Source organism: Mesorhizobium sp. (assembly GCF_004962245.1).
Lineage (GTDB): Bacteria > Pseudomonadota > Alphaproteobacteria > Rhizobiales > Rhizobiaceae > Mesorhizobium.
The window spans coordinates 23,406-49,611 of record NZ_SUHQ01000030.1; the positions used below are offsets into that span (position 1 = coordinate 23,406).

At 63.3% G+C, this 26,206-nt stretch carries 23 protein-coding genes and 1 pseudogene; 10 read left to right on the forward strand and 14 right to left on the reverse strand.

What is annotated here, in order from left to right; translation table 11 throughout:
- Positions 1-133: 133 nt before the first annotated feature.
- The 6 genes from E5X88_RS26595 to E5X88_RS26620 all read left to right on the forward strand — a co-directional run bounded on the left by E5X88_RS26595 (position 134) and on the right by E5X88_RS26620 (position 5,485).
- Complete coding sequence (locus tag E5X88_RS26595) at positions 134-1,072, forward strand: glycine betaine ABC transporter substrate-binding protein (protein WP_292166513.1); 939 nt, start codon at positions 134-136, stop codon at positions 1,070-1,072.
- Positions 1,069-1,761, forward strand: a complete 693-nt coding sequence (locus E5X88_RS26600; RefSeq protein ID WP_292166515.1) for a L,D-transpeptidase — start codon at positions 1,069-1,071, stop codon at positions 1,759-1,761. The genes E5X88_RS26595 and E5X88_RS26600 overlap by 4 nt, the downstream gene beginning before the upstream one ends.
- A 137-nt stretch (positions 1,762-1,898) precedes the next feature.
- Positions 1,899-2,117 (forward strand): hypothetical protein, encoded by a 219-nt coding sequence (locus E5X88_RS26605; protein ID WP_366664824.1) that lies wholly within the window; start codon positions 1,899-1,901, stop codon positions 2,115-2,117.
- A gap of 429 nt (positions 2,118-2,546) precedes the next feature.
- Positions 2,547-3,191, forward strand: coding sequence for a CBS domain-containing protein (locus E5X88_RS26610; RefSeq protein ID WP_292166517.1), 645 nt, complete (start codon positions 2,547-2,549; stop codon positions 3,189-3,191).
- A 66-nt stretch (positions 3,192-3,257) separates the two neighbouring features.
- Positions 3,258-4,562: a glucoamylase family protein gene (locus E5X88_RS26615; protein ID WP_292166519.1), complete on the forward strand. Its 1,305-nt coding sequence runs from the start codon at positions 3,258-3,260 to the stop codon at positions 4,560-4,562.
- Positions 4,559-5,485, forward strand: coding sequence for a hypothetical protein (locus E5X88_RS26620; protein ID WP_292166520.1), 927 nt, complete (start codon positions 4,559-4,561; stop codon positions 5,483-5,485). The genes E5X88_RS26615 and E5X88_RS26620 overlap by 4 nt, the downstream gene beginning before the upstream one ends.
- Before the next feature lie 487 nt (positions 5,486-5,972).
- Here E5X88_RS26620 and E5X88_RS26625 read toward each other — a convergent pair whose 3' ends face one another.
- The 12 genes from E5X88_RS26625 to E5X88_RS26680 form a co-directional block, all read right to left on the reverse strand.
- Positions 5,973-6,884, reverse strand: a complete 912-nt coding sequence (locus E5X88_RS26625; RefSeq protein WP_292166522.1) for a ribose-phosphate pyrophosphokinase — start codon at positions 6,882-6,884, stop codon at positions 5,973-5,975.
- Positions 6,881-8,392 (reverse strand): thymidine phosphorylase family protein, encoded by a 1,512-nt coding sequence (locus E5X88_RS26630; RefSeq protein ID WP_292166523.1) that lies wholly within the window; start codon positions 8,390-8,392, stop codon positions 6,881-6,883. The genes E5X88_RS26625 and E5X88_RS26630 overlap by 4 nt, the downstream gene beginning before the upstream one ends.
- Positions 8,389-9,768 (reverse strand): MBL fold metallo-hydrolase, encoded by a 1,380-nt coding sequence (locus E5X88_RS26635; RefSeq protein WP_292166525.1) that lies wholly within the window; start codon positions 9,766-9,768, stop codon positions 8,389-8,391. Before E5X88_RS26635 ends, E5X88_RS26630 begins: the two co-directional genes overlap by 4 nt.
- A gap of 37 nt (positions 9,769-9,805) precedes the next feature.
- A complete protein-coding gene (locus E5X88_RS26640) occupies positions 9,806-11,110 on the reverse strand; it encodes an MFS transporter (RefSeq protein ID WP_292166526.1) in 1,305 nt (434 codons plus the stop codon).
- Positions 11,107-13,512, reverse strand: coding sequence for a cation-translocating P-type ATPase (locus E5X88_RS26645; RefSeq protein WP_292166527.1), 2,406 nt, complete (start codon positions 13,510-13,512; stop codon positions 11,107-11,109). The genes E5X88_RS26640 and E5X88_RS26645 overlap by 4 nt, the downstream gene beginning before the upstream one ends.
- Before the next feature lie 49 nt (positions 13,513-13,561).
- Positions 13,562-14,974, reverse strand: coding sequence for a multicopper oxidase family protein (locus E5X88_RS26650; protein ID WP_292166528.1), 1,413 nt, complete (start codon positions 14,972-14,974; stop codon positions 13,562-13,564).
- A gap of 78 nt (positions 14,975-15,052) precedes the next feature.
- Positions 15,053-15,721, reverse strand: a complete 669-nt coding sequence (locus tag E5X88_RS26655; RefSeq protein WP_292166529.1) for an isoprenylcysteine carboxylmethyltransferase family protein — start codon at positions 15,719-15,721, stop codon at positions 15,053-15,055.
- 2 nt (positions 15,722-15,723) lie between these two features.
- A complete protein-coding gene (locus tag E5X88_RS26660) occupies positions 15,724-16,029 on the reverse strand; it encodes a DUF2933 domain-containing protein (RefSeq protein ID WP_366664825.1) in 306 nt (101 codons plus the stop codon).
- 129 nt (positions 16,030-16,158) lie between these two features.
- Positions 16,159-16,437: a DUF5676 family membrane protein gene (locus E5X88_RS26665; RefSeq protein WP_292166531.1), complete on the reverse strand. Its 279-nt coding sequence runs from the start codon at positions 16,435-16,437 to the stop codon at positions 16,159-16,161.
- Positions 16,438-16,468: 31 nt separating this feature from the next.
- Positions 16,469-16,675 carry a DUF305 domain-containing protein gene (locus tag E5X88_RS26670; protein ID WP_292166533.1) on the reverse strand — a complete coding sequence of 69 codons (207 nt, stop codon included), beginning with the start codon at positions 16,673-16,675 and terminating at the stop codon, positions 16,469-16,471.
- The gene (locus E5X88_RS26675; RefSeq protein WP_292166534.1) at positions 16,672-16,827 is read right to left on the reverse strand and encodes a hypothetical protein; all 156 of its coding nucleotides are present in this window, start codon (positions 16,825-16,827) and stop codon (positions 16,672-16,674) included. Before E5X88_RS26675 ends, E5X88_RS26670 begins: the two co-directional genes overlap by 4 nt.
- A 367-nt stretch (positions 16,828-17,194) precedes the next feature.
- Entirely contained in the window at positions 17,195-17,695 is a 501-nt protein-coding gene (locus tag E5X88_RS26680) for a hypothetical protein (RefSeq protein WP_292166535.1), read from the reverse strand.
- Between the two features lie 9 nt (positions 17,696-17,704).
- On the opposite strand from E5X88_RS26680, the gene E5X88_RS26685 reads away from it, so the two are divergent.
- Positions 17,705-18,988 carry a hypothetical protein gene (locus E5X88_RS26685; protein ID WP_292166537.1) on the forward strand — a complete coding sequence of 428 codons (1,284 nt, stop codon included), beginning with the start codon at positions 17,705-17,707 and terminating at the stop codon, positions 18,986-18,988.
- Positions 18,989-19,123: 135 nt separating this feature from the next.
- Complete coding sequence (locus tag E5X88_RS26690) at positions 19,124-19,363, forward strand: hypothetical protein (protein WP_292166538.1); 240 nt, start codon at positions 19,124-19,126, stop codon at positions 19,361-19,363.
- Between the two features lie 123 nt (positions 19,364-19,486).
- Here the strand turns inward: E5X88_RS26690 and E5X88_RS26695 are convergent.
- Positions 19,487-21,525: pseudogene (locus tag E5X88_RS26695) on the reverse strand (BTAD domain-containing putative transcriptional regulator).
- 223 nt (positions 21,526-21,748) lie between these two features.
- Between E5X88_RS26695 and E5X88_RS26700 the strand changes: the two are divergent.
- Positions 21,749-22,837 (forward strand): PLP-dependent cysteine synthase family protein, encoded by a 1,089-nt coding sequence (locus E5X88_RS26700; RefSeq protein WP_292166539.1) that lies wholly within the window; start codon positions 21,749-21,751, stop codon positions 22,835-22,837.
- 22 nt (positions 22,838-22,859) lie between these two features.
- Positions 22,860-24,347: an aspartate aminotransferase family protein gene (locus E5X88_RS26705; protein ID WP_292166540.1), complete on the forward strand. Its 1,488-nt coding sequence runs from the start codon at positions 22,860-22,862 to the stop codon at positions 24,345-24,347.
- A gap of 52 nt (positions 24,348-24,399) precedes the next feature.
- Here E5X88_RS26705 and E5X88_RS26710 read toward each other — a convergent pair whose 3' ends face one another.
- Complete coding sequence (locus E5X88_RS26710; RefSeq protein WP_292166541.1) at positions 24,400-26,046, reverse strand: ABC transporter substrate-binding protein; 1,647 nt, start codon at positions 26,044-26,046, stop codon at positions 24,400-24,402.
- Positions 26,047-26,206: the final 160 nt, after the last annotated feature.

Consider the following 26,206-nt stretch of genomic DNA (forward strand, 5'->3'; position numbering starts at 1 on the left):
GTTGCCGTCAGAAGATGGCACTGGTGTCACAACCCGGTGCTTGCCGCGACAAGTTGTTCCCGTCCCGGTTCATTTCAGCACCGAAGCGAGGGGGAAGAAAATGCACAACCGATTTCAGCAGTGTCTGCGGAAAATGTCGCTGGCAGCATTGACGATGCTGGCGGTAAACATCCCGGTCCACGCGGCTGATCTCGTCATTGCGATGCCGAACTGGCCGTCGGGCCAGGCGACGGCAAACATTCTCAAGGTCAGCCTGAAGGAACAGTTCGGGCTCGATGCTGATGTGCGCGAGATGGGGACGCTTATTGCCTTTGCCGGCCTCGATTCGGGCGAGGTGGATATTCATCCCGAAATCTGGCTGCCCAACCTGGACAATCTGGTGAAGAAATATGTCGACGGCGCTGGAACGGTAGCCATCAGTCCCATCGGGGTGCCGGCATGGCAAGGCATATGCGCTACCCGCGAAACTGCCGACAAATTTGGGATTCGTGACATTTCGGATCTCACCGATCCGCGCAAAACTGCCGCGTTGGACACTGATCGGGACGGACATGGGGAGCTTTGGATTGGCGCTGAGGGCTGGTCCTCAACGGCTATCGAGCGTGTCCGCGCCAACAGCTACGGCTACGCCAAGACGATGACATTGCTGGAGACGCCGGAGGATGTCGGAATGGCGGCTGTCGATGCCGCGGTTGCCACGGATCATCCGATGGTGTTTGCCTGCTACGCGCCGCATCACGTGTTTGAACTGCACGACATTGTCCGACTTACCGAGCCGCCGTTTGACCCGGCAAAGTGGAGGATCGTGCTGCCTTCCGAGGACCCGCTCTGGGTCTCGAAGTCCAGCGCGCCAGTGTCATGGGACACCGCGCATTTCCATATCGCTTACGCCGCCTCACTGCGCAAAAAATACCCGAGGGTGGTAGAGTTCCTGGAACAGGTCGACCTCAAGCCCGAGGACGTCACGAAGATGAGTTATGCGCTCCAGGTGGAGCGTCAGGATCCTTACGAGTACGCCAAACAATGGGTTGCCGCGCAGGGCGCCCGGGTGCACGGGTGGGCAAATCCATGAGTGGAAAGCTGATGATCGCGGGACGCGCCACTCTCCAGCGGCGCTCCCTTACGGCAATTGTCGCGGTAGCGTTCGGTCTTGTCGCGGTGGCGGCGCTGGCTGCGGGAACACAGGTTTTCGATCCGAAAACCCGCAAATGGGTGGACTATGACCGTACCAAGGCGCGCAAATACTATGCCGCGCACAATGAAGTGCCCGAGGCGTTTCGCCCGCAGATGGTCAAGTTCCGCACCGCGGAAGTGCCCGGTACGATTATCATCGATGGCAACCAGCATTTTCTCTACCTTGTGCAGCCGGGTCAGCGGGCCATGCGCTACGGTATCGGCGTGGGCCGCGAAGGGTTTGGATGGGCCGGAATCGTGCGCGTCGGCCGCATGGCAGAATGGCCGACCTGGACGCCTCCGGCCGAAATGGTCGCTCGTGATCCGAACGCGGTCAAACATGCGGGAGGCATGCCGGGGGGGCCTGACAATCCGCTCGGCGCCAGGGCGCTCTATCTGTATGAGCGTGACCAAGACACGATCTACCGGATACACGGCACGCCAGAACCCTGGACGATCGGGCTCGACGTGTCATCAGGGTGTATCCGGATGAGGAACGACGACATCACCGATCTCGCATCCCGCGTCAAGGTTGGAGCCAAGGTCATCGTTCTCATGCAGGGGGCGGCCCTTTACAAGGGTGTGTGAAGCGGCATTTCGGAGAGGGACAAGCGATGTCGGCAAAACGTGCAGTGAGACGATCGATCCTGGCAATAGCAATTGGATTCTTGGTTGGGCCCCTGAGCGCTTGCATCAGCGCGCCGCCTCCTCCTCCCCAGGACCAGATGTCCAGGACCAAGGTCGAGACGGCCCCGGCGGACCTTCAGCTTCTTTGCGCCAACGCGGTCGCCAAGGCGAGCGGCGTCGACAGCACGAAGATACTTCCGGTTTCATCGAGCAAGCTCGATTCCAAAACCTATCAGGTTGAACTCGATGCTGGTGGCAAGAAGACAAGCTGCCTTGTGGATACCGAAGGCAATGTCACATCCGTTGAGCCCGCCTGATCCGCTCTGGTCGAGGAATCTTGCGACGATCTGACGATTGCCGCGAACCTGGCGTCGGCTTCGGACGTGACGTTGTTGGTGGCGCGGAGCCGTGATGAAGGTTCAGAAACCCCGAGAAAAAGCCCCGGCCGACGGCGCCTTGCCTCAACCCAGTCCAATCCGCTTGGCGCCTTGCCGGAACAGGGCTGCGGCGTCCGGCTCGAACCGGAAAGTAATCGTCGGCTGAATAGGATGGCGGCGTCGAGCCGTCCCGCCAGCGCAAGGCGGTGAGCGTCAAGCGCTGGGAGCAGTCGTTCAAGTCGCCCGGGTCGGCTGGTTCGGAGCCGTTATTGATTTGCCTCAAAGGGACCGGGCGCGTCTGCGCTACGATATCATCAATTGGTGTCCGGGCACCTGCTCACTTGAACTGAGCTTATGGGATGAAGGCAGATGAAAGCGAAGGATGTAATGACTGCAAAGGTTGTTACGGTGTCGCCTGACCACAGCGTAAGACATGCAGCACGGATCATGCTGGATCATCGCATCAGCGGCATGCCGGTCGTCGACGACGGCGGCCGCGTGGTTGGAATTGTGAGCGAAGGTGACTTCCTGCGCAGGTCGGAACTCGGCGCCCCGGCATTGTCGTCAGGTGAGGCGCGTGGCTATGTGAAGGGCCACGGCTGGAAAGTGGCGGATTTGATGACTTCCGACGTCGTTGTGGCTGACGAGGAAATTCCGATCGAGCGAATTGCCGTTCTGATGCAGGAGCACTGCATCAAGCGTATACCGGTGTTGAGGGGACCGCGCCTGGTCGGCGTCGTCAGCCGTGCTGATCTTTTGCGCGTCGTCGTTGCGGCAAAGCTCGACGACGCCACGGCGGCAGGTGACGATGCGATTCGACGCAGCATTCTTACGCGGCTGCGAGAGGACGCAGGCGTCAACGGCGACGCGTTAATTCTTACGGTCAGCGATGGTCTGGTGCATTTTTCGGGCGCAGTCGGATCGCAGAGTGAACGGGATGCCGTGCGCGTGGTTGCCGAAGGCGTCAAAGGCGTTAAAGGTGTGTACGACCACCTCTATTTGGCCCATCCGTGAGCAGCGGTTCGAAGGCGAGCAGAGATGCGATCGCATCCTTCCGACCGCCTCGTGAACACTCCTGCCATGCAGGACGATCTGGCGACGCTGCAGCGGGAGACGTTCGACTATTTCATCCATGAAGCGAATCCTGCCAACGGTCTTATTCGGGACAAGACCGAAGCGATTTCCCCCGCCAGCATCGCAGCCACCGGCCTTGCGCTGGCGTGCTATCCGGTGGGAGTCGAGCGCGGATTCATGACGCGAAGCGCGGCTGTGGAACGCAGCTTGGCAACGCTGCGCTTCTTCTGGAACAGCCCACAGGGCCTGGAGCCGGACGCCACGGGATATCGCGGCTTCTACTATCACTTCCTGGACATGCAGACCGGCCGGCGGGCCTGGCAATGCGAGCTGTCGACCATCGACAGCACGTTCCTGCTGGCGGGCGCGCTGGCCGCAGGGCAGTATTTCGATGCCGATACCGAGGCCGAAGCCGAAATCCGCAACTTGGCGAAGGCGCTCTACCGCCGGGCCGATTGGCAATGGGCGCAGGACCGGGGAGAAACCGTCACCCACGGTTGGACACCCGAGCACGGATTTCTGAAGCATCGCTGGGAAGGCTATGACGAAGCGCTCCTGCTCTATGTCCTGGGGCTCGGTTCGCCGACATATCCCTTACCCCGAAGCAGCTACACGGCCTGGACCGCGACCTTCCGATGGGAGCACTGTTACGGCTACGACTATCTTTATGCGGGACCGCTTTTCATCCACCAGCTCTCGCACGTATGGATCGATCTTCGGGGCCTGCAAGACCCCTTCATGCGCAGCAAGGGAAGCGACTATTTCGAGAACAGCCGGCGCGCCACCTTGGTCCAGCACCGCTACGCCATCGAGAACCCGCGCGGTTTTGAAGGTTATGGCGAGCACTGTTGGGGCATCACCGCGAGCGATGGCCCAGGCCCCTGCACACTCAAGTTGAAGGGTATCGAACGCCGGTTCCTCGCCTATGCGGCGCGTGGCGTTCCGTACGGTCCCGATGATGGCACGCTCGCGCCGTGGGCCGTCGCCGCCTCCTTGCCGTTCGCTCCGGAAATCGTGCGGCCGACGATCAGCTTCTGCATTCACCAGGCCAAGCTCAAGGCCGCCAAAGCCTATGGTTTCAAGGCGGCCTTCAACCCGACGCATCCGGGAGCGCCCGACGCCGCCTTTGACTGGTGGGTTTCGCCCTGGCACTTCGGCCTGGACGAAGGCCCCATCGTCCTGATGATCGAGAACGATCGCAGCGGCCTCCTGTGGCGGCTGATGCGCTCGTGCCGGTACATCCGCAGCGGCCTGCAACGGGCGGGATTTGAAGGCGGCTGGCTGAGAGAGTTCGATCAGCCAGCTGCTTGATCGGCTTGCGAGGGGCCTGTGCCGCAAAGCCAATCATCTGTCTGGCTCGTGAAATTCAGGATGAGGTCGAGCCACCTCCAAAAGCCACCGCTCCCGCCGACGCCTGGCATTTCTTGATCAAGGTCAAGGCGCCCGTTGCCAGGATTCGATGGTATGATGCCATGGTTACCTTGCAAGCAAAAGCGTGTGCAGTTGCGGCGCAGCCGAATGGGGCAGCGGCAGGGCACATGTTTCTCGCGGTTTTACTCGCGGTGAGCCTATTGGCGTCGGTGGTTCACGCCAGGGCCGAAGGGCCGGCCGCCGTCGCCAATCACCTCGTCGCGGCTAATGGCGGCTTCGCTGGTCTTTCGTCGACAGCCTGGTACGGGTCAACTAGCGGCGTATGTCAGAGCCACAGCCTCCCAACATGCAGGGGCGGCGGCTGTGGAAAAGTTTGTCACACACCCGCGGGATTGGTCACGACTGCGCAACTGCCCGCGCGAGTTACGGCCGTTCACTATTTGCCCTTTGTGGTTACCCTGGTTTCGACCAAAGAAGATGAAAACTATAAAGTCGCGCAGGGGTTAGGCGTGTATCTGGGAGTCTTGCCGGCGGCAATTGCACGCGGTCATCTTGAGAGTCACCCGGAGGCCACCATGCATGGCGGCGCCACGCGCGGTGCGCATAAATACCACATCATCATTGCGGTCTTCGAGGTCGCGACGGGCGCGCGCATCGAGAACGCCAAGTTGACTGCAACCGTGTCGGGCCTGGGACATGTTGGGCAGAACAGCTTGGAACTTGAGCCGATGGCAATCGCCGGGACGGTGACCTATGGCGGCTTCGTCACGCTGCCCGGCAGAGACCACTATGATATTCTGGTGGACATCATCGCCCCCGGACGCCCCGCGCCTGCGCGAGTCAGGTTCACGTACGAACACTAGACATAGGTATTCCGCTTCTCAGAAATCGCTCTGATATGGACGTGCATCATCATGTTGGTGGTCATCCCCTTTCGTCGATCACCCGATGCCGCAAAGGGCTGCTTCTGGTCTTCTTTTTGCCGGTTCCAGCCCTTGTGCTGTATGTCCTTATTGGAAGGCCGAGCTATCCAAAATGGCGTTACATGCGCTTCGCCCGATTGCGTACAATCCTTGAGGGCGGACCCCCCAGCGCTCGTATTATGAGGAACGGCTTGAAGCCGGCATTCGAATTCACCTTTGTCGGAGCCGCTTGCTGCACGCGAAGTGGCGAAATCACGATGATCGGGTCGAGCAACGTCGACATTCGCTCGTCCCTGCTGAATGCCGAGGTCAGTCCTATCTTTTATGACGGAGACGTGACCGCCCGCCTTCGCCTGGAGCAGGAACGCACCTTTGCGAAGCAGCGATTTGCTGACACTTCCCCAGTGGCGGGGCGCCAAAGTCGGGCTTACAATTTTTCTCTGGGCGCAGAGTTCCCGAACAATTCGGCGCTACCTTCGGCCAGCAAGCCGGCGATGGAAATCGCATTCGACGGATGCGGAATCGAGTCCGTGCTCACAACCCTTTCGGCGCCAGCCGCCAACAGTTGGGCGTAGGCGTCCTGGGCGAATACGGGATGAATGACAATGCAGACTGCAGGAGGCAGACCAAGCTGCCTCAGGTGATGCAGGGTTTCGATCATGGTTTGCCCCGACGACGCGATGTCATCGACGATGACCGGGGTTCGGCCGCGAGCCGCTTCGATCGAAGGAAGGCTCACCTCGACGTCGCGGTCACCTCGGCGGGTTTTCGTCGAGATCTGATAGGCGACGCCGGCACGGTCGGCAATGTCGGATACCCATTGGCCGCTTTCACTGTCGGGACCTATCAGGACGGCATTCGGGACGTTGTCTCTGATCCAGCCCGCGACAATGGGAGCCGTGGTGACCGCATGGGCCGGGATGCAAAACAGCTCGGAAAGCCTGGGGTTCCTGTGCAAATGAGGATCTGCCGTCACCAGCCAATCAAAACTGTCCGCCAGGAACTGTGCGAACAATGGCGCGCTTACGGCTTCGCCGGGATTGAACCGCTTGTCCTGCCGCATGTAGGCCAGATATGGCGCAATGAGGCCAACCGTGCGTGCTCCGAATTCGCGCGCCGTCGCCGCCGCGAAGCGCAGCGGCAGTGCGAGTTCATCGGGGTTGCGGAGACTGGCTACGAGGGCGATGTCGGCGCCGTGCAGATCCTGTTCGATCGTGATCAGGGATTCACCATCGGGAAAGCGGCGCCAGTCCAGCCGACCGGTTCGCGCGCCCAGCAACGGGGCCATTGCGTCAGCCAGGGTTCGCTGCAACGGGAAAGCAAGCAGCACGCGGGTCATTGTCCGGTTCCGATCTCGACTATGTCCGGATGAGCCGAAGCATAGTCGAGTGCATAATCCAGTTCTCCTGGTGACCGGGCATGGACGTGAAACAGCGGCTCACCGGCCTGGATATTCTTGCCAATCCGAACCCTTGAATCAATTCCAGCGGTAGCGCTGCGCGGCGCGCCGGCGAGCTTGGCGATCTTTGCAAGCCGGCGGTTGTCGATCGCCTGGACCTGGCCGGTACGGTTGGCGAAAACCGGCCTTACATACGGAGCCACTCCTGGCTCGGTAAAGCCGCCCTGTGCCTCGCAGATCGCCAGAAACTTGCCAAGGGCGGCGCCGCTGTAGAGCAGCTTGGATGCTACTGCCCGGCCTTTCCCCACCACCGCCCCAGGTGCGACATCAAGCAAGGCGCCGGCAATATCGAGCGCACGGCTGCGCAGATCGAAGGGCGCTGCCGCATCGTTGCGCAAGACGCTCATCACGTCTCGCGCCTCAAGGGCCGGACCGATGCCATATCCAACCGGCTGGAGGCCATCGGTGCGCAGCACTGAGAGGCCAAGTCCAAGAGCTTGGGCCGTGGCAATGAGCCTTGCCTCGAGCGACGCGGCGGCGGCGGCAGAGCGCACCTTGGCGGTCGGTCCGACCGGAATGTCGATCAGCACGTGGCTCGAGCCGGCCGCGGCCTTCTTCGAGAGCACACTTGCGACGATCTGTCCGTCGCTGTCGAAGTCGAGCGGACGCTCGACGCGGATCAGAATGTGGTCGGCGGGGCTTAGCCTGACACTTCCGCCCCAAACGATGCAGCCTCCCTCGCGCTCGACCACGCTTCGCATGGCTTCGAGGCCCAGCGCCACCGGCGCCATGACCTCCATGGCGTCTGCCGTGCCGGCAGGGGATGTGATGGCCCGTGACGACGTCTTTGGGATGCGGTGGCCGGCTGCAGCAACGATGGCGACCACGATGGGCGTGGTGCGATTTCCGGGAAGGCCACCGACGCAGTGCTTGTCCAACACCGCGCCGCTGCCCCAATCGATACGATTTCCGACCGCAAGCATCGCCTTGGTGAGCGCAACCGTTTCCTCCACGTCGAGCCGCTCGCCGGCGCATGCCGTGATGAATGCCGCCAGTTCGATATCCGACAGCCGATTCTCGACCGTGTCGCGCATAAGGGCGAGGAAGTCGGTCTCGCCCAGTCGCTGGCCGAAGGCCTTCGCCCGCAACGCCGGTGCCGAGGCGGGCGGCTCCGGATGGCTGAATACGGCGACTGCGTCGGCGCCTGGTTGGAGGATCGTCCAGGCCGCTTCGGACAGCGCGGCGACATCAAGTTCGAGGTGACCGTCGACAACCACGTTGAGCGTGGCAACCACCTCGCGGTCGCCACTGCGCGCCAGAACCCGGGTCAGAGCGGTGAATCCTTCCGACAGACAGACATGGCAATCGCGATGCATGTAGACGACGGGTTGCTGATAGGTGTCGATACCCGCTCGGACGAGACGTAACCGGCCATGGCTGTCACTCATGTCGGCTGCTCCAGATCGATCCGCTCGAGATGCTCGGGGACACGCGCCTGCCATCCGAGTTCGCGATTGATGCGGCCACGCAGCGTATCTGCGGCGTCCGGCTCGCCGTGCGTGAGGTATGTAATCCTGGGCGCGCGGCGGGCTTGACGCATCCAGTCGAGAATCTCGTCTGCGTCCGCGTGACCGGAAAAGCTTTCGAGCTGAACGACTTCCGCCCGGATCGGCACATCATGTCCAAACATTCGCAAATGGTCGGCACCGGCTGCCAGAGCCGCTCCTCTTGTGCCTCCGGCTTGGAAACCCGAAAGCAAGATCGCATTGCGCGCGTCTGACCCGAAGGCCTGAAGATGGTGTAGCACTCGTCCTCCCGTGAGCATGCCGCTTGCCGACACGATGATCATCGGTCCCCGCCTGAGGTTCAGGGCCTTGGATTCATCAACCGATCTCACCAGCGTCGCGATCGAATACATCGCCCGGCATTCCTCGAGGCTGACGTGGTGTTCGTCATGAAAGCGATGATAGATGTCCGTGGCGTCGATCGCCATCGGGCTGTTGAGAAAAACGGGCACGGCCGGGATATCGCCTCGCTGACGAAGGCGCGCAATGTGCAGCAGGATGCCTTGCACGCGGCCAACCGCGAAAGCCGGAATCACGATCACGCCACCTCGACCGGCGACACGCCGGATCACCGGCGCAAGCTCCGCCTCCGCGTCAATATGCGGGTGTCTGCGGTTGCCGTAGGTGGACTCGCACACGAGTATGTCGGCTCCGAGCAGCGGAAGGGGTGGCCGCATCAGCGGGTCTTGTTGGCGCCCGAGATCGCCGCTGAAGTGCAGGGTCGTTCCAGCTATGTCGACGCTCATCTGCGCCGCGCCAAGAAGATGCCCGGCGTGAAGGAAACGGGCTCGGATACCATGGCCGGCCTGGAAGTCGTCGTCGAAGCCGTGGGTTGAGATGTGTTCGAGTGAAGCCTTGGCGTCCTCGAGCGTGTAGAGCGGCGTAGGGCTTGCGTGCTTTGAATAGCCTTTCCGCCTGGCATACCTAGCCTCTTCTTCCTGAAGGTAGCCGCTGTCGGGGAGCAGCAGCGAACACAACTCGGCGGTGGCGGGGGTACAAATCACCTCACCCCGAAAGCCATTGCGCACGAGGGCGGGAATGTAGCCTGAGTGATCCAGGTGCGCATGGGTCAGCAGCACCGTATCGATCGTTTCAGGCGGCACTGGAAATGCCGCGCGATTGCGATCGCGCAGTTGCTTGTAGCCTTGAAAGAGACCGCAATCGATGAGAACGCGGTGTCCATCCGTTTCGAGGAGGTAGCGTGATCCGGTTACGGTTCCGGCGGCGCCAAGAAATTGAAGCGAGGAATGTCGTTTCACTTAACTCTCCAGGCAGTTGGCAAAAGTTCAAAAATGCTCATTCTGAAACACTCCTGGCGGAAACGGCACGAAGGTTAGCCGTCACAGACGCTGTCAGCCGCGGCAGCTTCAGGCTAGCGATCGCGGCGAGCCCCATGACAGCGGCGGCGGCAAGAAAGGCCGCGCCTTCCAGACCGCGAAAACCGAACAGCAGGCCGGCGGCAGCAGAGCCCACCGATAGACCGAGGCTGACCGCCGCCGACTGGATGCCCAGTTCCATGCCCTGGCTTCGTGCGGTGATCCGCGACACCCAATAGGCGAGCAGCGGACTGATCACCCCGGCCGATGCCGCGACAACGGAAACCGCGAACAGCATTTTGCCGAGGCCGGCTATTGTCGGAAGAACCGCCAGGCCGATCGCCATCACCAGGAAGGCGGGGGCCACAAGCAACCTTGCCGCTGCCGGTTTGACGAGCGGCGAAAAAACAAGGCCCTGGACCACGAACATCGCAACGCTGCAAGTCGCGAACATTAGGCCCAGCGTGGCGGGGCCCATGGCGAGTTCGACGTTTCGCAGGGTGAGCCCGACCTCGAACGCGCCAAGCCCCGCCGCAGCGACAGCGGCAAGTGCGAGCAGCCGTAGCTCTCCGGGCACGAACATTGACGGGCCGCGATTGCGCGCCTCGACAGAGGCCCCTGGCAACAGGTTTCCAGGCAGCGCAAACCACACGCCAAGGGCTGCCGCGACAGCGAGGCCGGACGCAAGAAAGAAGGGAACGGCCTGCGGTGGGGCAGCCGCTGCACCCAGGTCAAACTCCAGTTCCGCAGCGAGCCCGCCGAGCATCGGCCCGACCAGAAAGCCTGCGATCGATGCCATGCTGATCCAGCCGAAGCCTCTTGTGCGACGATCGTCCCCGGCTTCGGTGTCGGCCCCACCTTCTGTGTCGGCAATGAACGCAAGGGCCGTTGGCACCACGGCAGCCGCGAAGCCGCCATTCAAGATCCGCCCGACATAAAGAACGAGCAGACCCGGCGCCAGCGCCGAAACCGCCAAGGTGACGGCAAAGCCGAGCAGACCGGCGACAAGAACGGGCCTGCGCCCGATCGAATCCGACCATCTCCCCCAGAGGAACGCGACCGCCACCGGCGCGGTGACATAGGCAGCGGTCAAAAAGCCGGTGTGCCGCGCGTTGAATGTCGGGTCTGCGAATGTCGGGTCTGCGGAACCGGCAAGCCGCTCGACCATCATCGGCAGGACCGGCAAGACGATTCCGTAGCCGAGCGCAACAACGAAGGCCGAGGCCAGAAGTACGCCAAGACTCCATCGCGACACGGCCAAGGGACCTTGCATCGATACGCTCATGCCGGCGCGCCAGTCGGGTGCTCATGACCGGCGCCTGCGGTGGTCGATGCGGCAGGATGGATGCCCTCGATCCTGGTTCGTTTGAGCAAAAGCGCGTTGACGGCCACTAGGGCCGAACTGCCCGACATTGCCAACGCCGCAATCTCGGGGCTCAGCAGGAACGGGTAGAACACGCCTGCCGCGATCGGGAAGGCGATGACATTGTACCCGGCCGCCCACCAGAGGTTCTGGTGCATCTTGCGCAGCGTGGCGCGCGAAAGCGTCATCGCACCGACAACGTCGTAGGGATCGCTCTTCATCAGCACGATGTCGGCGCTTTCAATGGCGACATCGGTGCCCGCGCCGATGGCGAATCCGACATCGGCTTGCGTCAGGGCCGGCGCATCGTTGACGCCGTCGCCGACCATGCCGACCTTGAGCCCCTGTCCCTGCAGCTCCTTGATCTTTTCGACCTTCTGCCCCGGCAGCACGTCGGCCAGGACGATGTCTATGCCGAGCATGTCCGCGATGCGTCTGGCGGTGCCGGCATTGTCGCCCGTCAGCATGGCCACGCGCACGCCCTGCTCGTGCAGTTTGGCAATCGTTGCGATGGCCGTCGGGCGCGGCGTGTCGGCGATCGCAATCAGCCCGAGCAGCTTGCCGGACCGCGCCAGATGGATGACGGTGCGGCCTTCGCCCTTGAGCGTGTCGGCCTTCTCGCCGAGCGCCAGAAGATCGATCTTCTGCTCGTCCATAAGGCGCCGGTTGCCGACGAAAACCGGACTGCCGCCGATGGCGGCGCTGGCGCCCTTGCCTTCGATGTTGAGGAAGCCCGAGACCTCGGGAAGCTTCAGGTCCTTGGCCCGCTCGACGATGGCGACGGCCAGCGGGTGATCCGACCCCTGGTCCACGGCGGCCGCGACCTGCAGAACCTCGTCGGGTGAAACGCCGGCAGCCGGAACGATCTCGACGACCTTGGGCTGGCCCATGGTCAGCGTGCCGGTCTTGTCGAAGACGATCACGTCGAGCCTGGTCGCCTCCTCGAGAGCGGCGGCATTCTTGAACAGGATCCCGTTTGCGGCGCCAAGGCCGGTGCCGACCATGACGGCCATCGGCGTGGCAAGGCCGAGCGCATCGGGACAGGCGATGACGAAGACCGTGATGGTCAGGGTCATCGCGAACAGCAGGGGCTGGCCGAGCCACCAGAACCAGACGGCGAAGGTCGCAAGCCCGATGACGATCGCGGCGAGCACCAGCCATTGCGAGGCACGATCGGCGAGAAGCTGCGCCGGCGCCTTCGAATTCTGGGCTTCCTGGACCAGCTTGACGATCTGGGCCAGGGCCGTGTCGGCGCCCACCTTGGTGGAACGGTAGCGCAGCGTGCCGCTCTTGTTGATGGTCGCCCCGATGACCTTGTCGCCGACGTTCTTGGTCACCGGCATCGACTCGCCGGTCAGCATCGATTCGTCGATGGTCGACGTGCCCTCGGTCACCTCGCCGTCGACGGGAAGCTTGTTGCCGGGGCGCAGGACCACGATGTCGCCGAGCACGACGTCCGCGGTCGCAACCTCGACCTCCTTGCCATCGCGCAAGACGGTGGCCTTGGGCGGGGCGAGGTCGAGCAGGGCCCTGATCGCGGCCGACGCCCCGGCGCGGGCGCGCATCTCGAGCCAGTGGCCGAGCAGGATGAACACGAGCAGCACGCTCGCGGCCTCGTAGAATTGCTGCCCCTCGAAGAAAAAGGTCGCGCCGACGCTGAACAGGTAGCCGGTGCCGACGCTCAGCACCACCAGCACGGCCATGTTGAGGACGCCGTTGCGCAGGGCCCGCCAGGCGGCGACCAGGAACGGCCAGACCGGATAGAGGATCGCGGCGCTGGCGAGGAAAAACATCGCGACGTCTTCGCTCAGTCCGAAAGGCGGGCGCAGCCAGGGCTCGCCCAGGCCCATCGGCTCCATGGCGAAAATCGGCAGCGTGAAAACCAAGCTGACAAGGAACCGGTTGCGCATGTCCTTGACCATGCCTTGCATGTCCATGCCGGCGCCGTGCCCCATCTCGTGGGCCATGGCGTCGTGCGGCGGCTTGGCTGCAACCTTGCCCTTGCCCGCTGGAGCCGGCTCGATCATGGCGGCGTGACCATGCCCGGCGGTCGCGTGCGGATGGCCCGGCGCAACCGTCGTGCCGCCGGGAATGCACAGATGCCGCGGCACGACCTCGCCGCGGCAATGGAAGCCGCAGGCCTCGATTTCCCGGGCAAGGGCCTGCGGGCTCGTCCGTCTCTCGTCGAACTCGATGGTCGCGGTGGTCGACCCCGCATTCATCGCGACACTGGCGACGCCAGGCAAAGCCGCGAGACGTTTTTCGACCGCCGCGAAATCCATCATGCCGACAAGGTCGCGCACTTCCAGGTTGACCTTCCTCATCGTCGTTCTCCATGCCGCGTTTCGTGGCGCGATCGCACGCAGCGGTGTCTCAGCTTCGGTAGGCGAAGGTCGACATCATGCCGCTCGCCATGTGGTAGAGGTGGTGACAGTGGAAGGCCCACTGGCCGGGATTGCCGGCATCGACGGCAATGGTGATCGAGCGCATCGGCGGCACCAGCACGGTGTCGCGAACGGCACCCTGGAAGCGCTGCCCATCAATCGCGACCACCTGGAAACGATGGCCGTGAAGGTGCATCGGGTGGGCCATCATGGTGTCGTTGCGCAGCGTGACCTCGACGCGATCGCCCCTGTCCACGAGGATCGGAGCGCTGGTCTCGAGACCCCAGCGATAGGCGGCCATGTCGCCGGTCAGCGCCATATCGAACGTCTTGTCGGCACGGCGTGATCCAAACGGCACTATTGCCCGAAGTTGCGCCTCGAGCGTCAGGTCGAGAACCGGAGCGTCGACATCCGCCGCCGTCCCGAGCCTGGCCACCGCCGCTCCCGCCGGACGCAGGACAATTCCGGTCCGTTCCTTGCTCCCCTCGCGCAGCGCCAGGATCGGGAAGGAGGCGCTGAGATCGCGCGGCAACCGCACGCGCACGTCGATGCGCTGTCCCATCGTCATCGGAAACAGCCGGCCCCTGACCGGCTCGACCGGCTGACCGTCGACCGCGATCAACTCGCCTTCAAGCGCGCCGAAGTCGATCGTGAACGCGGTCGCCGTGGCGGCATTGATGATCCGCACCCGCGCGCGCCCGCCCCGTTCGACCGGCACGACCTCGGGGTCGTCCAGGGAGCGGTCATTGGCCAGATAGGCGTCATACTCGATGTCGTTGATATCCATCACCATGCCGCCATGGCTCATCCCTGCCATGGCGTCACCGGACATGTTCATGCCGCCATGCTGCATCGGTGCAGCGCCTCCCGTCAGACCGGCCAGCAATTCCTCCGGCGTTGAGAACGAGAAATCGTGCAGCAGGATGACGACCTCCTGCTCATCCCTTGCGTCGGCGGGATCGGCGACGATAAGCGGAGCGGCGAGCAGCAATTGTTCCTGCAGGGTATGGGCATGCATCCAATGGGTGCCGGGCTCGCCGACCGGAAAATCGAAACTGCGATCGGCCTGGGCGCCGATGAGCGGCAGTGGCGCGTCGGGGACGCCGTCGCTCGGCCAGGGCGGCGTTAGTCCGTGCCAATGTATGATCGTCGGCTCGGCAGTTTCGTTTCGCAGCAGGACATTGAAGGCATCGCCCGCCCGCAAGCGCAGGCCGGGCGCACCGTCGGCCCCTCGCAGGCCGAAGACGCTTGCAGCCTTGCCGTTCACCTCGATCGTGCGGCGCGAGACGCCAAGCGTCTGGCCGCCTGACTGGCTGGTGAAGGCTGCCGCGAGCAAGCTCGACGGGAGCGCAAGAGCCGCGGCGCCTGTCACTGCGCCCTTCAGGATATCTCGGCGTTTCATGATGGTTTCCTTCGGTTTCGATTTCGGATTTCGTCTTTCGTTCAGCGCACAAGGATCATGCTCAAACGCCACTCGCTCTCATGGCGCGCGGCGCGCGCCGGCGGAGCCGAACAGCCTGGCCACATGCGGAAAAAAGGCGGGCACGCGGGCGGCATAGCGGTCGTAGGCGTCGCCGAACTCCTTTCTCGCCTCACGCTCCTCAATGAAGGAAAGCCGCACATACATGCCGACCAGAACGGGGAACATCGCCAGCGTCAGCAGCGTCGGCCACTGCACGAGGAACCCCGCCATGACGAGAATGAAGCCGACATATTGCGGATGCCGGACGGAGGCATATGGGCCGCCGGTGGCGAGGCGATTGTGGCGCTGCGCTTCGTAAAGCACCCGCCACGCGGTCGCGATCAGCACGAAGCCGCCGCCGATCAGGAAGAAGCTGAGAATGTGAAAGGGACCGAAATGCGGATTGAGCCGCCAGCCGAACATCATCTCCAGGAGATGACCGGCATCATGCGAGAGCCAGTCGACGCCGGGGTATTGGCTCTGCAGCCACCCCGAGAACAGGTAGATCGTCAGGGGGAACCCGTACATCTCGGCGAACAGCGCCACCAGGAAGGCGCTGAATGCACCGAAGGAGCGCCAGTCGCGGCCGGTTCGCGGCTTGAAGAAGCTGAAGGCGAACAGGATGAAAATCGCCGAATTGATTATAGCCAGGCCCCAGAGCCCGTAGCCGGAAGATTGCTCGACCATGGTCATGCTCCTTTACGGTGTGTGGGGCCGCCTTGCGCGCCCGGCTCGGTTTCCTTGTGCTGCGTATGTCTCCGATGGCCGCCATGCCCCCCGTGGCCACCATGCATGAATATGTGAAGCAGAGGGCAGGCGAGCAACAGCAGATAGGGAAGGATACCGAAGGCATGCGCCCGGTGCTCGGAGAGGAGGAAGAAAGCGGCGATCAGCAGGAAGGCAATCGTGACCAGGCCGGTCTTCGACGTCCAGAATCCGCCCGTTCCTGCCTCGGCGTCCTGTTCTGGTTCGGAGCCGGTCGGGGGATCGGACATGGGGTGCGCATTGGGGTTCATGGGTTGGATTCCCTTTGATTGCTAGTCCCCGCGATGATCATTCCCGCCAGGGCAAGCGTCGCGGACGACATCGTCCATGGGATGACTGCGGCGTTCATGAGATCTGCCCTAACGCCGCCCGGTGGCGACGATGTTGTAGATCGAGGCGTACACGACACCCGCCACGAGGCCGACGACGCCAAGGCCGAGAACACCATAGAGAACGCGGCCAGGGCTCATCTGCGCCGCCAATCTGATCGGGCTGAAGTCGAGCCCATGTATGAAGGCGCCGAAGAAATCGAGCGTCGCTTCCGGCCAGATGGCGAAGGCCAGAGCACAGAGCATGCTCATCAGGGCCAGCGTCACGCCCAGCGCAACGCCGGCGGACAGAATGCTGAGTTTGTTCATAGGTTCCTCCCGTCACTTCACATGTTGCCCGTCACTTCACATGTTGTTTGAGCCATTTCTGCATCGCGGCGATCTCGGCTTGCTGAGCCGTGATGATCTGATTGGCCCAGTCCCTGACCTGATCGTCCTTGCCGAATTGCAGGACCGCACGGGCCATATCGATCGCGCCCTGGTGGTGCGGAACCATTGCCTGGACGAAGGCGACATCGGGATCTTCGGCCTGGATGGCCTTCATCATCGGCCCGCCCATTTCATGGCATCCATGTAAACCCTGGAGGCCTCGGGCATGTTGCCCATCGGCATATTGTCCATCATGCCGCCCTGGCCGCCTTGCATCATCTGCTGCATCATCGGCATCATTTGCTGCATCATGGGCATCATCGTCTGCATCGTTGACATCATCGTCGTGCACTGCTCGGGCAAACCGCCGGCATCGCCTCCGCGGCCGGAGCCGCTGTCGTGGCTTGTGGTGCGCCGGCCTCGGGATGGTGCGGATCCGTCTGGGCAAAAGCCGCGCCTGAAAGCGTTGTGAATGCGGCAAGCGCGATCATTCGAAGGTGGGTTTTCATGACTGTTTCCTTGTCGTTGGTGTGAAGCCGACGCTGGTTGCGAAGCCGACAGGCGAACTCTGGAATTGGGCGCGCAATGGCAGCCCGGATCGCCGGTACCGGTTCGGTTTCGCGGATCGTTCGCGCGCTATGGGGCCTTGGCGGACACTGCCGGGTTCAACAGTCCCAAGCACCGCGACGGCGCGATATCAGGCGAATGTCCGGGGAGGTTGCAGGAGGGCCTCGGGGTCGATGCCCGTTGCCAGGAACGCCTTACCCGCCATGAAGCGGACGGCATCCGGCGCGTCGTGAAGAACGCGGCATTCGCCGGCGAAAATGCTTGCAGCACAACAGCCTGAACCGGTCGAGTGCACGCAATCCAGGCAGCCTTCACATGAGGCGTGATGGTTGTCCTGGCCTGTGGACGCGACGTGACCTGTCACCTTGTGCGGGGCGTTCGTCGAGAGCGTCGCAACGTCGGCAGTGACGCCGGCACCAACGCCCATTGCAGAAGTCCGCTCGGCAAAACCAGCAATGGCAGCACCGCCCGCGATCAGGAGGATCACGGCCAGCAGTAACCGAAGCTGACCCAACACGGTTTTCATGATATCAGTGTAGCTCAACTTCGCGTCGCTACTTTGACGCAAATCAATGCCCGCAAGTCGGTGAAACTTCTGAATTCGCAAAGTCTCAGAAACAGCGGCCGGCAAGGAGGTGACATGCTCACAGTCCCCAGCGTGGCGGAGGCCACCACGTCCCTGTCGGCGCGGCTCAACCGCAAATGCTTCTGCATTACGCTCGACCGGATTGCGCTTTGGAATGCACTGAACCGCGAAGCCGGCGACCCCGGCTTCTGCGAAACCTTCATCGCGTCGCGGCCGCATCTGTTTTCCAATGTCCCGGTCTTCCTCGCCGCGTCCGCCATCGACGAGATGCAGAAAATCGTCGCCGCCATCGAAGCGACAGCAAAGTTGCCACCCTACCGCGATGCCGTCCTCTCCTGGGCTGCCGAAATCGCGCATCGGGATTTTGGACCGCTCGGCGCTCTGATGGGCTACGATTTCCATCTCGACGATGACGGTCCCAAGCTGATCGAGGTGAACACCAACGCCGGTGGCGCTTTCCTCAACGCCCTGCTGGCCAGGGCACAGAAGGCCTGCTGCTCCGAAGTCGACCGGGCATTGATCGGCACAAGGGACGATCGCTTCGAAGCCAGCGTCGTCGCTATGTTCGAGAACGAATGGCGCCGCCAGCGCGGAGCCGGTTCGCCGCGAAGAATCGTGATCGTCGACGACCGGCCTGAGGAGCAGTATCTCTATCCTGAATTCGTGCTTGCCAGGCAGTTGTTGCTGAAACACGGCACCGAAGCGGTGATCGGCGACGCGAGCGAGCTGAAATATGATGGCGGCAGGCTTCGACTCGACGGACGGGAGATTGACCTCGTCTACAACCGCCTGGTCGATTTCACGCTCGATCGCCGGGAGCATGCCGCGCTCAGAGCGGCTTACCGGGACGGCGCCGTGGTTGTCACGCCCAATCCGCACAACCATGCGCTCTTTGCAAGCAAGCGCAATCTGACATTGCTGTCCGATCCGGCGGCGCTCGAAGCGTTCGGCCTTTCTCCGGAGCAGCGCGCGCAGCTCGCCGGCATTCCGCGAACCACGCTGGTCACGCCCGACAATTCGGATGCCGCCTGGCAATCCCGCAAGGACATGTTCTTCAAGCCGCTCTCCGGTCACGGCAGCAAGGCGGTCTACCGAGGCGACAAGGTGACCAAAGGGGTGTGGGCCGAGATCGCCCGTGGCGGCTACGTGGCCCAGTCATTTGCCGCACCCGGACAGCGCATGATCGAAATCGATGGCGCACCAGCGCCGCGCAAGATGGACGTGCGGCTTTATACTTATGGCGGCCAGGTGCTGCTCGCCGCCGCGCGCCTCTACCAGGGCCAGACCACCAATTTCCGCACACCCGGCGGCGGTTTCGCCCCTGTCCTGGTCGTCTGAACATGCGAGGGGCATCGGTGCTGACGCACGCTCAACGACACCATCGTGATTGCCACGCCCAGGCTTTACCAAGTACTATGCCCTCGCCGGTCGTCGACGCGGCGCGTTCCGTGAGCCGGCAAGGGAGAAACGTCCATGTTACGATCAATTTCGCTTGCGGTTTTCCTGGCGGTCGTTCCAGCGACAGCCTTTGCAAATAAATGCCCGACCATCATGGCCGCGATCGACGCGGCGCTGCCGACCGCAACACTCTCCGAGGCCGATATGACCAAAGTCAAGGAACTGCGCGCCCAAGGCGAGAAACTGCACGCGGCCGGCGATCATGCAGGGTCGGAGGCTGCGCTCAACGAAGCCAAAACGATGCTCGGCATATAGTTGCGACGAACGCAGCCCTTCCCAGCCGATTGCGCGGCTTTTGTCCGGTTGTCGGACGGCTATCGATTCGCGTTCAGCCGACTGTTAATGGACTGATCGGTTGAAGCAGTGGCTTGGGTTGGATCAGCCCAGCCCGATCCGCTTGGCGCCTTGCCGGAACAGGGTTGCGGCGTCAGGCTCGAACCGGAAAGTGCCGATGAAGTCGTCGGCGCAGTAGTTCGGCAGCGCCTTGCGGATTGTGGCCGCGAAAGTGCGGGCCTCGTCAACACGTCCCGCAAGCGCAAGGCAGTGCGCGGCGATCGCCAGGATGATGGCATGGGCGTTGGGACGAGCGGCCGCCTTCAGCGCCCATTCGGCGGCCTCGTCGAACTGGCCGAGGCGGACATGCGCCATTGCCCTGGCGCCCAGCATGCCGAACAGCAGCGGATCGAAGGGGCTGAGATGCCGCGAATGGTCGGAGCAACCGATCGCGGCTTTCGGGTCGCCCGACTGTGAGTGTACAAACGACAGCGCGTAGTGGCCGAGCGCGAAGTTCGGGCTGAGGTCCACGGCCCGCTCCAGCTCGGTGAGGGACCCGTCCTGCTCGCCGCGCAGCCATAGCGCCCGGCCCATGGCCCAGTGCGCGGCCGGATTGTGATCATCGACCAAAAGACTCTGGCCGGCGGTCTCGAAGGCAAGCGCGCTTTCCTGGTCACGGTCTCCCCAGCGCTGAAAGGCGTTTTGCCAATGGGTGAAGGACAGGCCGGCATAGGCACGGGCGAAGGTCGGATCCAGCTTCAGGGCCACCCCGAAGAAATGCCGGGCCAGCTCGTTTTCCGTGCGGGTGAAGCGATACATGTGCCAAAGACCCCGATGAAGGCCTCCCAGGCATTCAGCGAGTTGGGCGCTTTCAGCATGGCGCGGTTGCGCTCCACTGTCTCGATCTCGGCCGAGATCGACGAGACGATGTTGTTGCCGATCTCGTCAAGGACGGCAAAGATGTCGTCGGGCTTGCGTTCGAACGTCTCGGCCCACACGATCCTGGCCGTGCGCACCTCGACAAGCTCCACGCTGACGACGACGCGGCCTGTCTGGCTGCGCACGGTCCCGGTGGCGACATAATCGACGTTCAGCCGCTGGCCTGCATCCTCCGGCGCGATGTTTTTTTCCGCCAGCGCAAAGACGGAGCCGCGGGCGATGACGAAGAAGTCCCTAAGCTTGGCCAGGCGGGTGATGATGTCGTGGGTCAGGCCGTCGGCCAATCCACCGCGAGGGCCACCGCGAACGCCGATGCCGGCTTCCTCGACAAACGGCATCACAGCAAGCGAAGCCTTGCACGAGGCAGCAATACTGGCATCGGGAAGCACAATTGCCGATTGGGGAACGGCGGGTACGAGTGTCGGTCGCGCCAAGCGCGTCACGCCCGGTCGTTCGCCGCGGATCGTCCGCCATACCTCACGAACGGGACCGAAATCCAGGTCCTCCGAAGCAAACAGCTCCGCCGCGGAGGCGAGATGTTCCTCGCACGCGCCGATCTGGCCGCGCCGTGCGAGCCCTGCCAGAAGAGCCGCATGCGCGCGCCCGTCGAACGGAGCGAGCTCCACCCACTTTTCCAGATGCGCAGACGTTTCGTCAGCACCTGCCGGGAGATTGTTGACGAGATGTTCCAGAATGGCGGCATGGCATGACCTGAAGCGGCGGCGCTGCGCGGTCACCCAGCTGTTGAAATGCGGGCTGCGATCGATCTCCAGCCCGTCGAGGAAATCGCCGACGAACAGTTTGGAAAGCGCTTGCAGCCGCTCCAGATCGAGTGTCTCGATTCCTGTCGCGGCGGCCGAGGCGATGTCGATCGCGTCGACGAAACTGTCGTTCAGATCAAGCGCGATCGTGTCGCCTGGCGTTTCGATCCTGCGGCGATCCGGTTCGTCGAGAATGCCCCTGAGCTTGCTGAGGCACCAGCGAAGCTCGCCCCGCGGATCGTTCGGCACATCCCATAGCAGCTCGCACAGACGGCTGCGGCCAACGGCATGCGGCGCGAGCGCCAGATAGGCGAAGAGCGCGCGCAGCTTGCGCGATGCCGGCAGCTGCACCGTGGCGCCGTCACGGATGACCGTCAGCGGCCCGAGCAGCCGCACGCAAAGCCCGGCCGCCCCGCCGTCCAGGCTCGATCGGGTGGATTCCACGTGCGTTCCCACGCTTGCTCCCACGCTGGCCAGTCGCCCTCTGTTTTATCACTGAAAGCGATAGACTGCATCCGGCAACGAATTTCCGCGCCGGATGCCGGCGTTGCCACCTCGCCGGCAAAGGAACCGTACCGCGGCAAGGTCTCGAAACCTCGCCGCCCAAGCCGCCGGTCTGTAACCGGCCCGTGACAACAGCCACGACGACAAACAGGAGGAGATCAACATGTTGCAGCAACAGAAAATCAGGACCACGGCCGGGCGTGGCCGCCTGTTCGACAGCATTCTCGACACGGTCGGCGATACGCCGGTGATCAGGATCAACAATCTCGGCCCCGATCATGTGACAATCTATGTGAAGGCCGAGTTCTTCAATCCGGCGGCGTCGGTGAAGGACCGGCTGGCGCTCAACATCATCGAGGAGGGCGAGCGCAGCGGCGCCTTGAAGCCCGGCCAGACCGTCGTCGAGGCAACCAGCGGCAACACCGGCATTGGGCTGGCCATGGTCTGCGCGCAGAAGGGTTATCCGCTGGTGGTGACCATGGCCGACAGCTTCTCCATCGAGCGCCGCAAGCTGATGCGCATGCTGGGCGCCAAGGTGGTGCTGACGCCGCGCGCCCAGAAGGGCTTCGGCATGTACATGAAGGCTGTGGAACTGGCGCAAGCCAATGGCTGGTTCCTGGCCCGCCAGTTCGAGACCAAGGCCAATGCCGCCATTCACGAGGCGACGACGGCGCGCGAGATCATCAACGATTTCGCCGGATCGCGGCTCGACTGCTTCGTCACCGGCTACGGAACCGGTGGCACCGTCGTCGGTGTCGGGCGTGTGCTGCGCCGGGAGCGTCCGGAGACCAGGATCGTGCTGGCCGAACCCGCCAACGCTCAGCTCATCGGCAGCGGCAAGGCCCAGGAGCGCGGCGCCGACGATGCGCCGGCCGCCAGCCATCCGGCCTTCGAGCCGCACCCGATCCAGGGCTGGACACCGGATTTCATTCCCAACGTCCTGCAGGAGGCGGTCGACGCCGGCTTGTATGACGAGGTGGTGCCTGTTCCCGGGCCCGAGGGCATCAAGTGGGCCAAGGCACTGGCGCAGAAAGAAGGGATTTTCACCGGCATCTCCGGCGGGGCTACCTTCGCGGTGGCGCGCCAGATCGCGGAAAACGCTGCACCCGGCTCGGTGATCCTGTGCATGCTTCCCGACACCGGCGAACGCTATATGACGACGCCGCTGTTCGACGGCATCGAAGCCGAGATGGACGCGGAGGAAACAGCGCTTTCGCGCTCGACGCCTGGCTGCCAGTTTCCGACCGAGTAACAGCGTATAGGGAGCGACGCGGATGGACGCCATGTTGAAAGCCGCTGGCACGGCTGCCGAAGAAACGCTCGATCCGGTCGACTGGGCCGAGGTTCAGGCGCTGTCGCATCGGATCGTCGACGATGCCGTCGACTATCTGCGCGATGTTCGGGAACGTCCCGTGTGGCGGGACATGCCCGCTGAGGTGAAAGCCTTTTTCGCGGAGCCCCTGCCGCGCTCGCCGCAGCCGCTTTCCCAGGTCTATGGCGAGGTTGCGCGGAATGTAATGGCCTATCCGATGGGCAACATCCATCCGCGCTTCTGGTCCTGGTATATGGGATCGAGCAATTTCACCGGGGCACTCGGCGATTTCCTGGCGGCGATCCAGGGTTCCAACCTCGGTGGCGGCAACCATGCCGCCGCGCTGATGGACAGCCAGGTCGTCGACTGGTGCAAGCAGATGATGGGCTTTCCCCAATCGGCCAGCGGCACGCTGGTCAGCGGCGGCTCGATGGCCAACATCATCGGCCTGACCGTGGCGCGCAACGTCAAGGCAGGCGTCGATGTGCGCGAGCATGGCGTCGCCGCCGTAGCAAACCCGCTGCGTTTCTACGGTTCGGACCAGCTTCACTCCTGCCATCGCAAGGCGATGGAAGCGCTCGGCCTGGGCAACCAGGCGCTTCGACGCATCCCCACCGATGCCGGATTGCGGATCGATATCGATGCCTTGCGGGCGGCGATCGCCGAGGACCGCAAGGCGGGTTTTCGGCCGGCCTGCGTAATCGGCACGGCAGGCACTGTGAACACCGGAGCAATCGACGATCTGCAGGCGCTTGCAAGTCTGGCGGCGCAAGAGGACCTCTGGTTCCATGTCGATGGCTGCATCGGCGCGCTGATCGCCATCGCGCCGGAAAATTCCTATCGCGTTGCCGGCATCGAGCACGCCCACTCCATCGCGCTCGACCCGCACAAATGGCTGCACGCCCCGTTCGAGGTCGGCTGCGCCCTGATCAGGGATGCCGCATCGCATCGCAACACGTTTGCGGTGACGCCGGAATATCTGGAGTCGACGCCGCGCGGCCTCGCCTCCGGACAATGGTTGCATGATTTTGGCCTGCAGACGTCACGCGGTTTCAGGGCGCTCAAGGTGTGGATGGCGCTGAAGGAGCACGGCATCGAGAAGTTCGGCCGCCTGATCGACCAGAACATCGCACAGGGCCTCACGCTCGGCAGGCTGATCGAGGCCGAGCCGCTGCTGGAACTGATCGCGCCACCGAACATCAACATCGTCTGTTTTCGCTACCGCGGCGACGGGCTGACGGCCGAGCAGCAGAAGGCACTCAACACCGAGATCATGCTGAGGCTGCAGGAGGAGGGCACCGCAGCCCTTTCAGATACGACGGTGCACGGCCAGCATTGCCTGCGGGTGGCGATCAACAATCACCGAACCCAGCGCGAGGACCTGGACCTGCTGGTGCGGGAAACAGTGCGCCTCGGACGAGAGATTTCAAGGCTTGGCGTCGCCAGTTGACGCCGGCTTTCCCGTTGCGCTGACCGCCGGCTGTCCGATCCGGCGACACAGACTACGCGTCGTCGAGCCAGACCTTCTCGAAATGCTGCTCCAGCGACTGGTGCTGTTCGCATCCGTGCACGCCTTTGCGGAACGTGCGGTAGACCGAGCGCCAATAGGGCTGGATGATGATGCCGGAGTCGCGCAGATTCTGTTCGATCTTGGCCATGATCTCCTTGCGTGCACCGGCGTCGGGCGTGGCCAGAGCCTTGTCGAGCAAAGCGTCGAATTCCGGATTGGCGTAAGCGCTCTCGTTCCAGGCGGCGCCGGACTTGTAGGCAAGAGCCAACACCTGGACGCCCAGCGGCCGGCCGAGCCACTCGGTGCAGGAGAAGGGATATTTGCTCCAGTCGTTCCAGAACGTCGCCGCCGGAAGCACGGTGCGTTTGACCTTCAGCCCGGCGTCGCGCATCTGCGCGGCGATGGCGTCGCCGGTGTTCTTCTGCCAGTCGACGTCGACGGAGATGAGATCGTATTCGTGGTCGGACTTGCCGGCCTCGGCAAGCAGGGCCTTGGCTTGGTCGACATCGCGCACCGCCGGCCCGATATCGGCGTATTCGGCATGCATCGGCCCGACATGGTGGTTCTCGGCCGGCTTGCCCCGGTCGTCCATGCCGATCTTCAGGATCGCGCCGTTGTCGACAGCGAGCTGGGCGGCGCGCCGTACCCTGACGTCGTCATAGGGCGGATTGCCGACATTGAAGCGCGCGACGATCGTCGAGCCGGTGGCAAGCTCCGAATTGCTCAGATCCATGGCGTCCGTCTGCGAAACCGTGTCGGCGGCCGTTTCGTGGTTGGTGTCGATCTCGCCCGATTCAAAAGCCGAGAACATGGCATTGGGATCGGAGCCGTAGTCGATCCACTGGATGCCGTCGAGGTAGAAGTCGCCTTTCCACCACGGCTTATCCTTGCGGCGGACCTCGGCGCCGACCTCGGCGTCCCATGCCACCAGTTCGCAAGGTCCAGTGGTGATCGCCAGCGCCTTCGGCGGATCGCCGTCGCCATCGTAGCTGCGGTGCATGATCAGCGCCGGATAGTCGGTCATGCCGGCGATCAGCGAAATGTCGGGCTTCGGCAGATTGAGCCGGACGGTAAAGTCGTCGACACGCTCGATGCCGCCGTCGACCGGTTTCTTGGAGGCGGCGTCGACCAGCGCCCCCATGCGCTCTGCGACCGAATTGCCGGCGACGCTGGCATCGCACCAGCGCGTAAGATTGTGGACGACGTCGTCGGCGTTGAAGGTGTCGCCGTTCGACCAGGTGATGCCCTTGCGGACGTGCAGCGTGAGCACGCGAGCGTCGTCGCTGGTCTCCCAGCTCTCGAGCAGCCACGGCTCGAAAGTGAAATCGCGGTTCCAACGCACCAGATATTCGTTGCACTGGCGGGCAACGTTGGACATTTCAACGCCGTCGAAAGTGCGCGGGTCCTTCCAGCCCTTGACGTTCATGGCGACGCGCAAGACACCGCCGCGCTTCGGCTCCTCGGCTGCCCTGGACGGGGAGGGCGCAAGGCCGCCAAGCGCCAGCGCGCCGGCGGCGCTGACGCCGAGCGCGGCCATGCTGGCGAGATATTCGCGCCGATTCATCTGGCCTTTCTTGAAGCCGTCGGCGACGGGCTCGGCCTGCGGATGCAACGCTCTGTCGGTCAACATGAACTTCATCGTCGATCCCTCCTTGTCGGTGCCCGGCCGATCGCTTCGCGGGGGCGGATGCGTTTCGCCGGTGTGCCTATGGCCATCGGCAATGATAGTGCGGGCTCTACCGGGAAAGTGTTCACGTTTCCGCAGTTGTTGTGCACTGTTCCGCAGCGGTGGAAGTGGA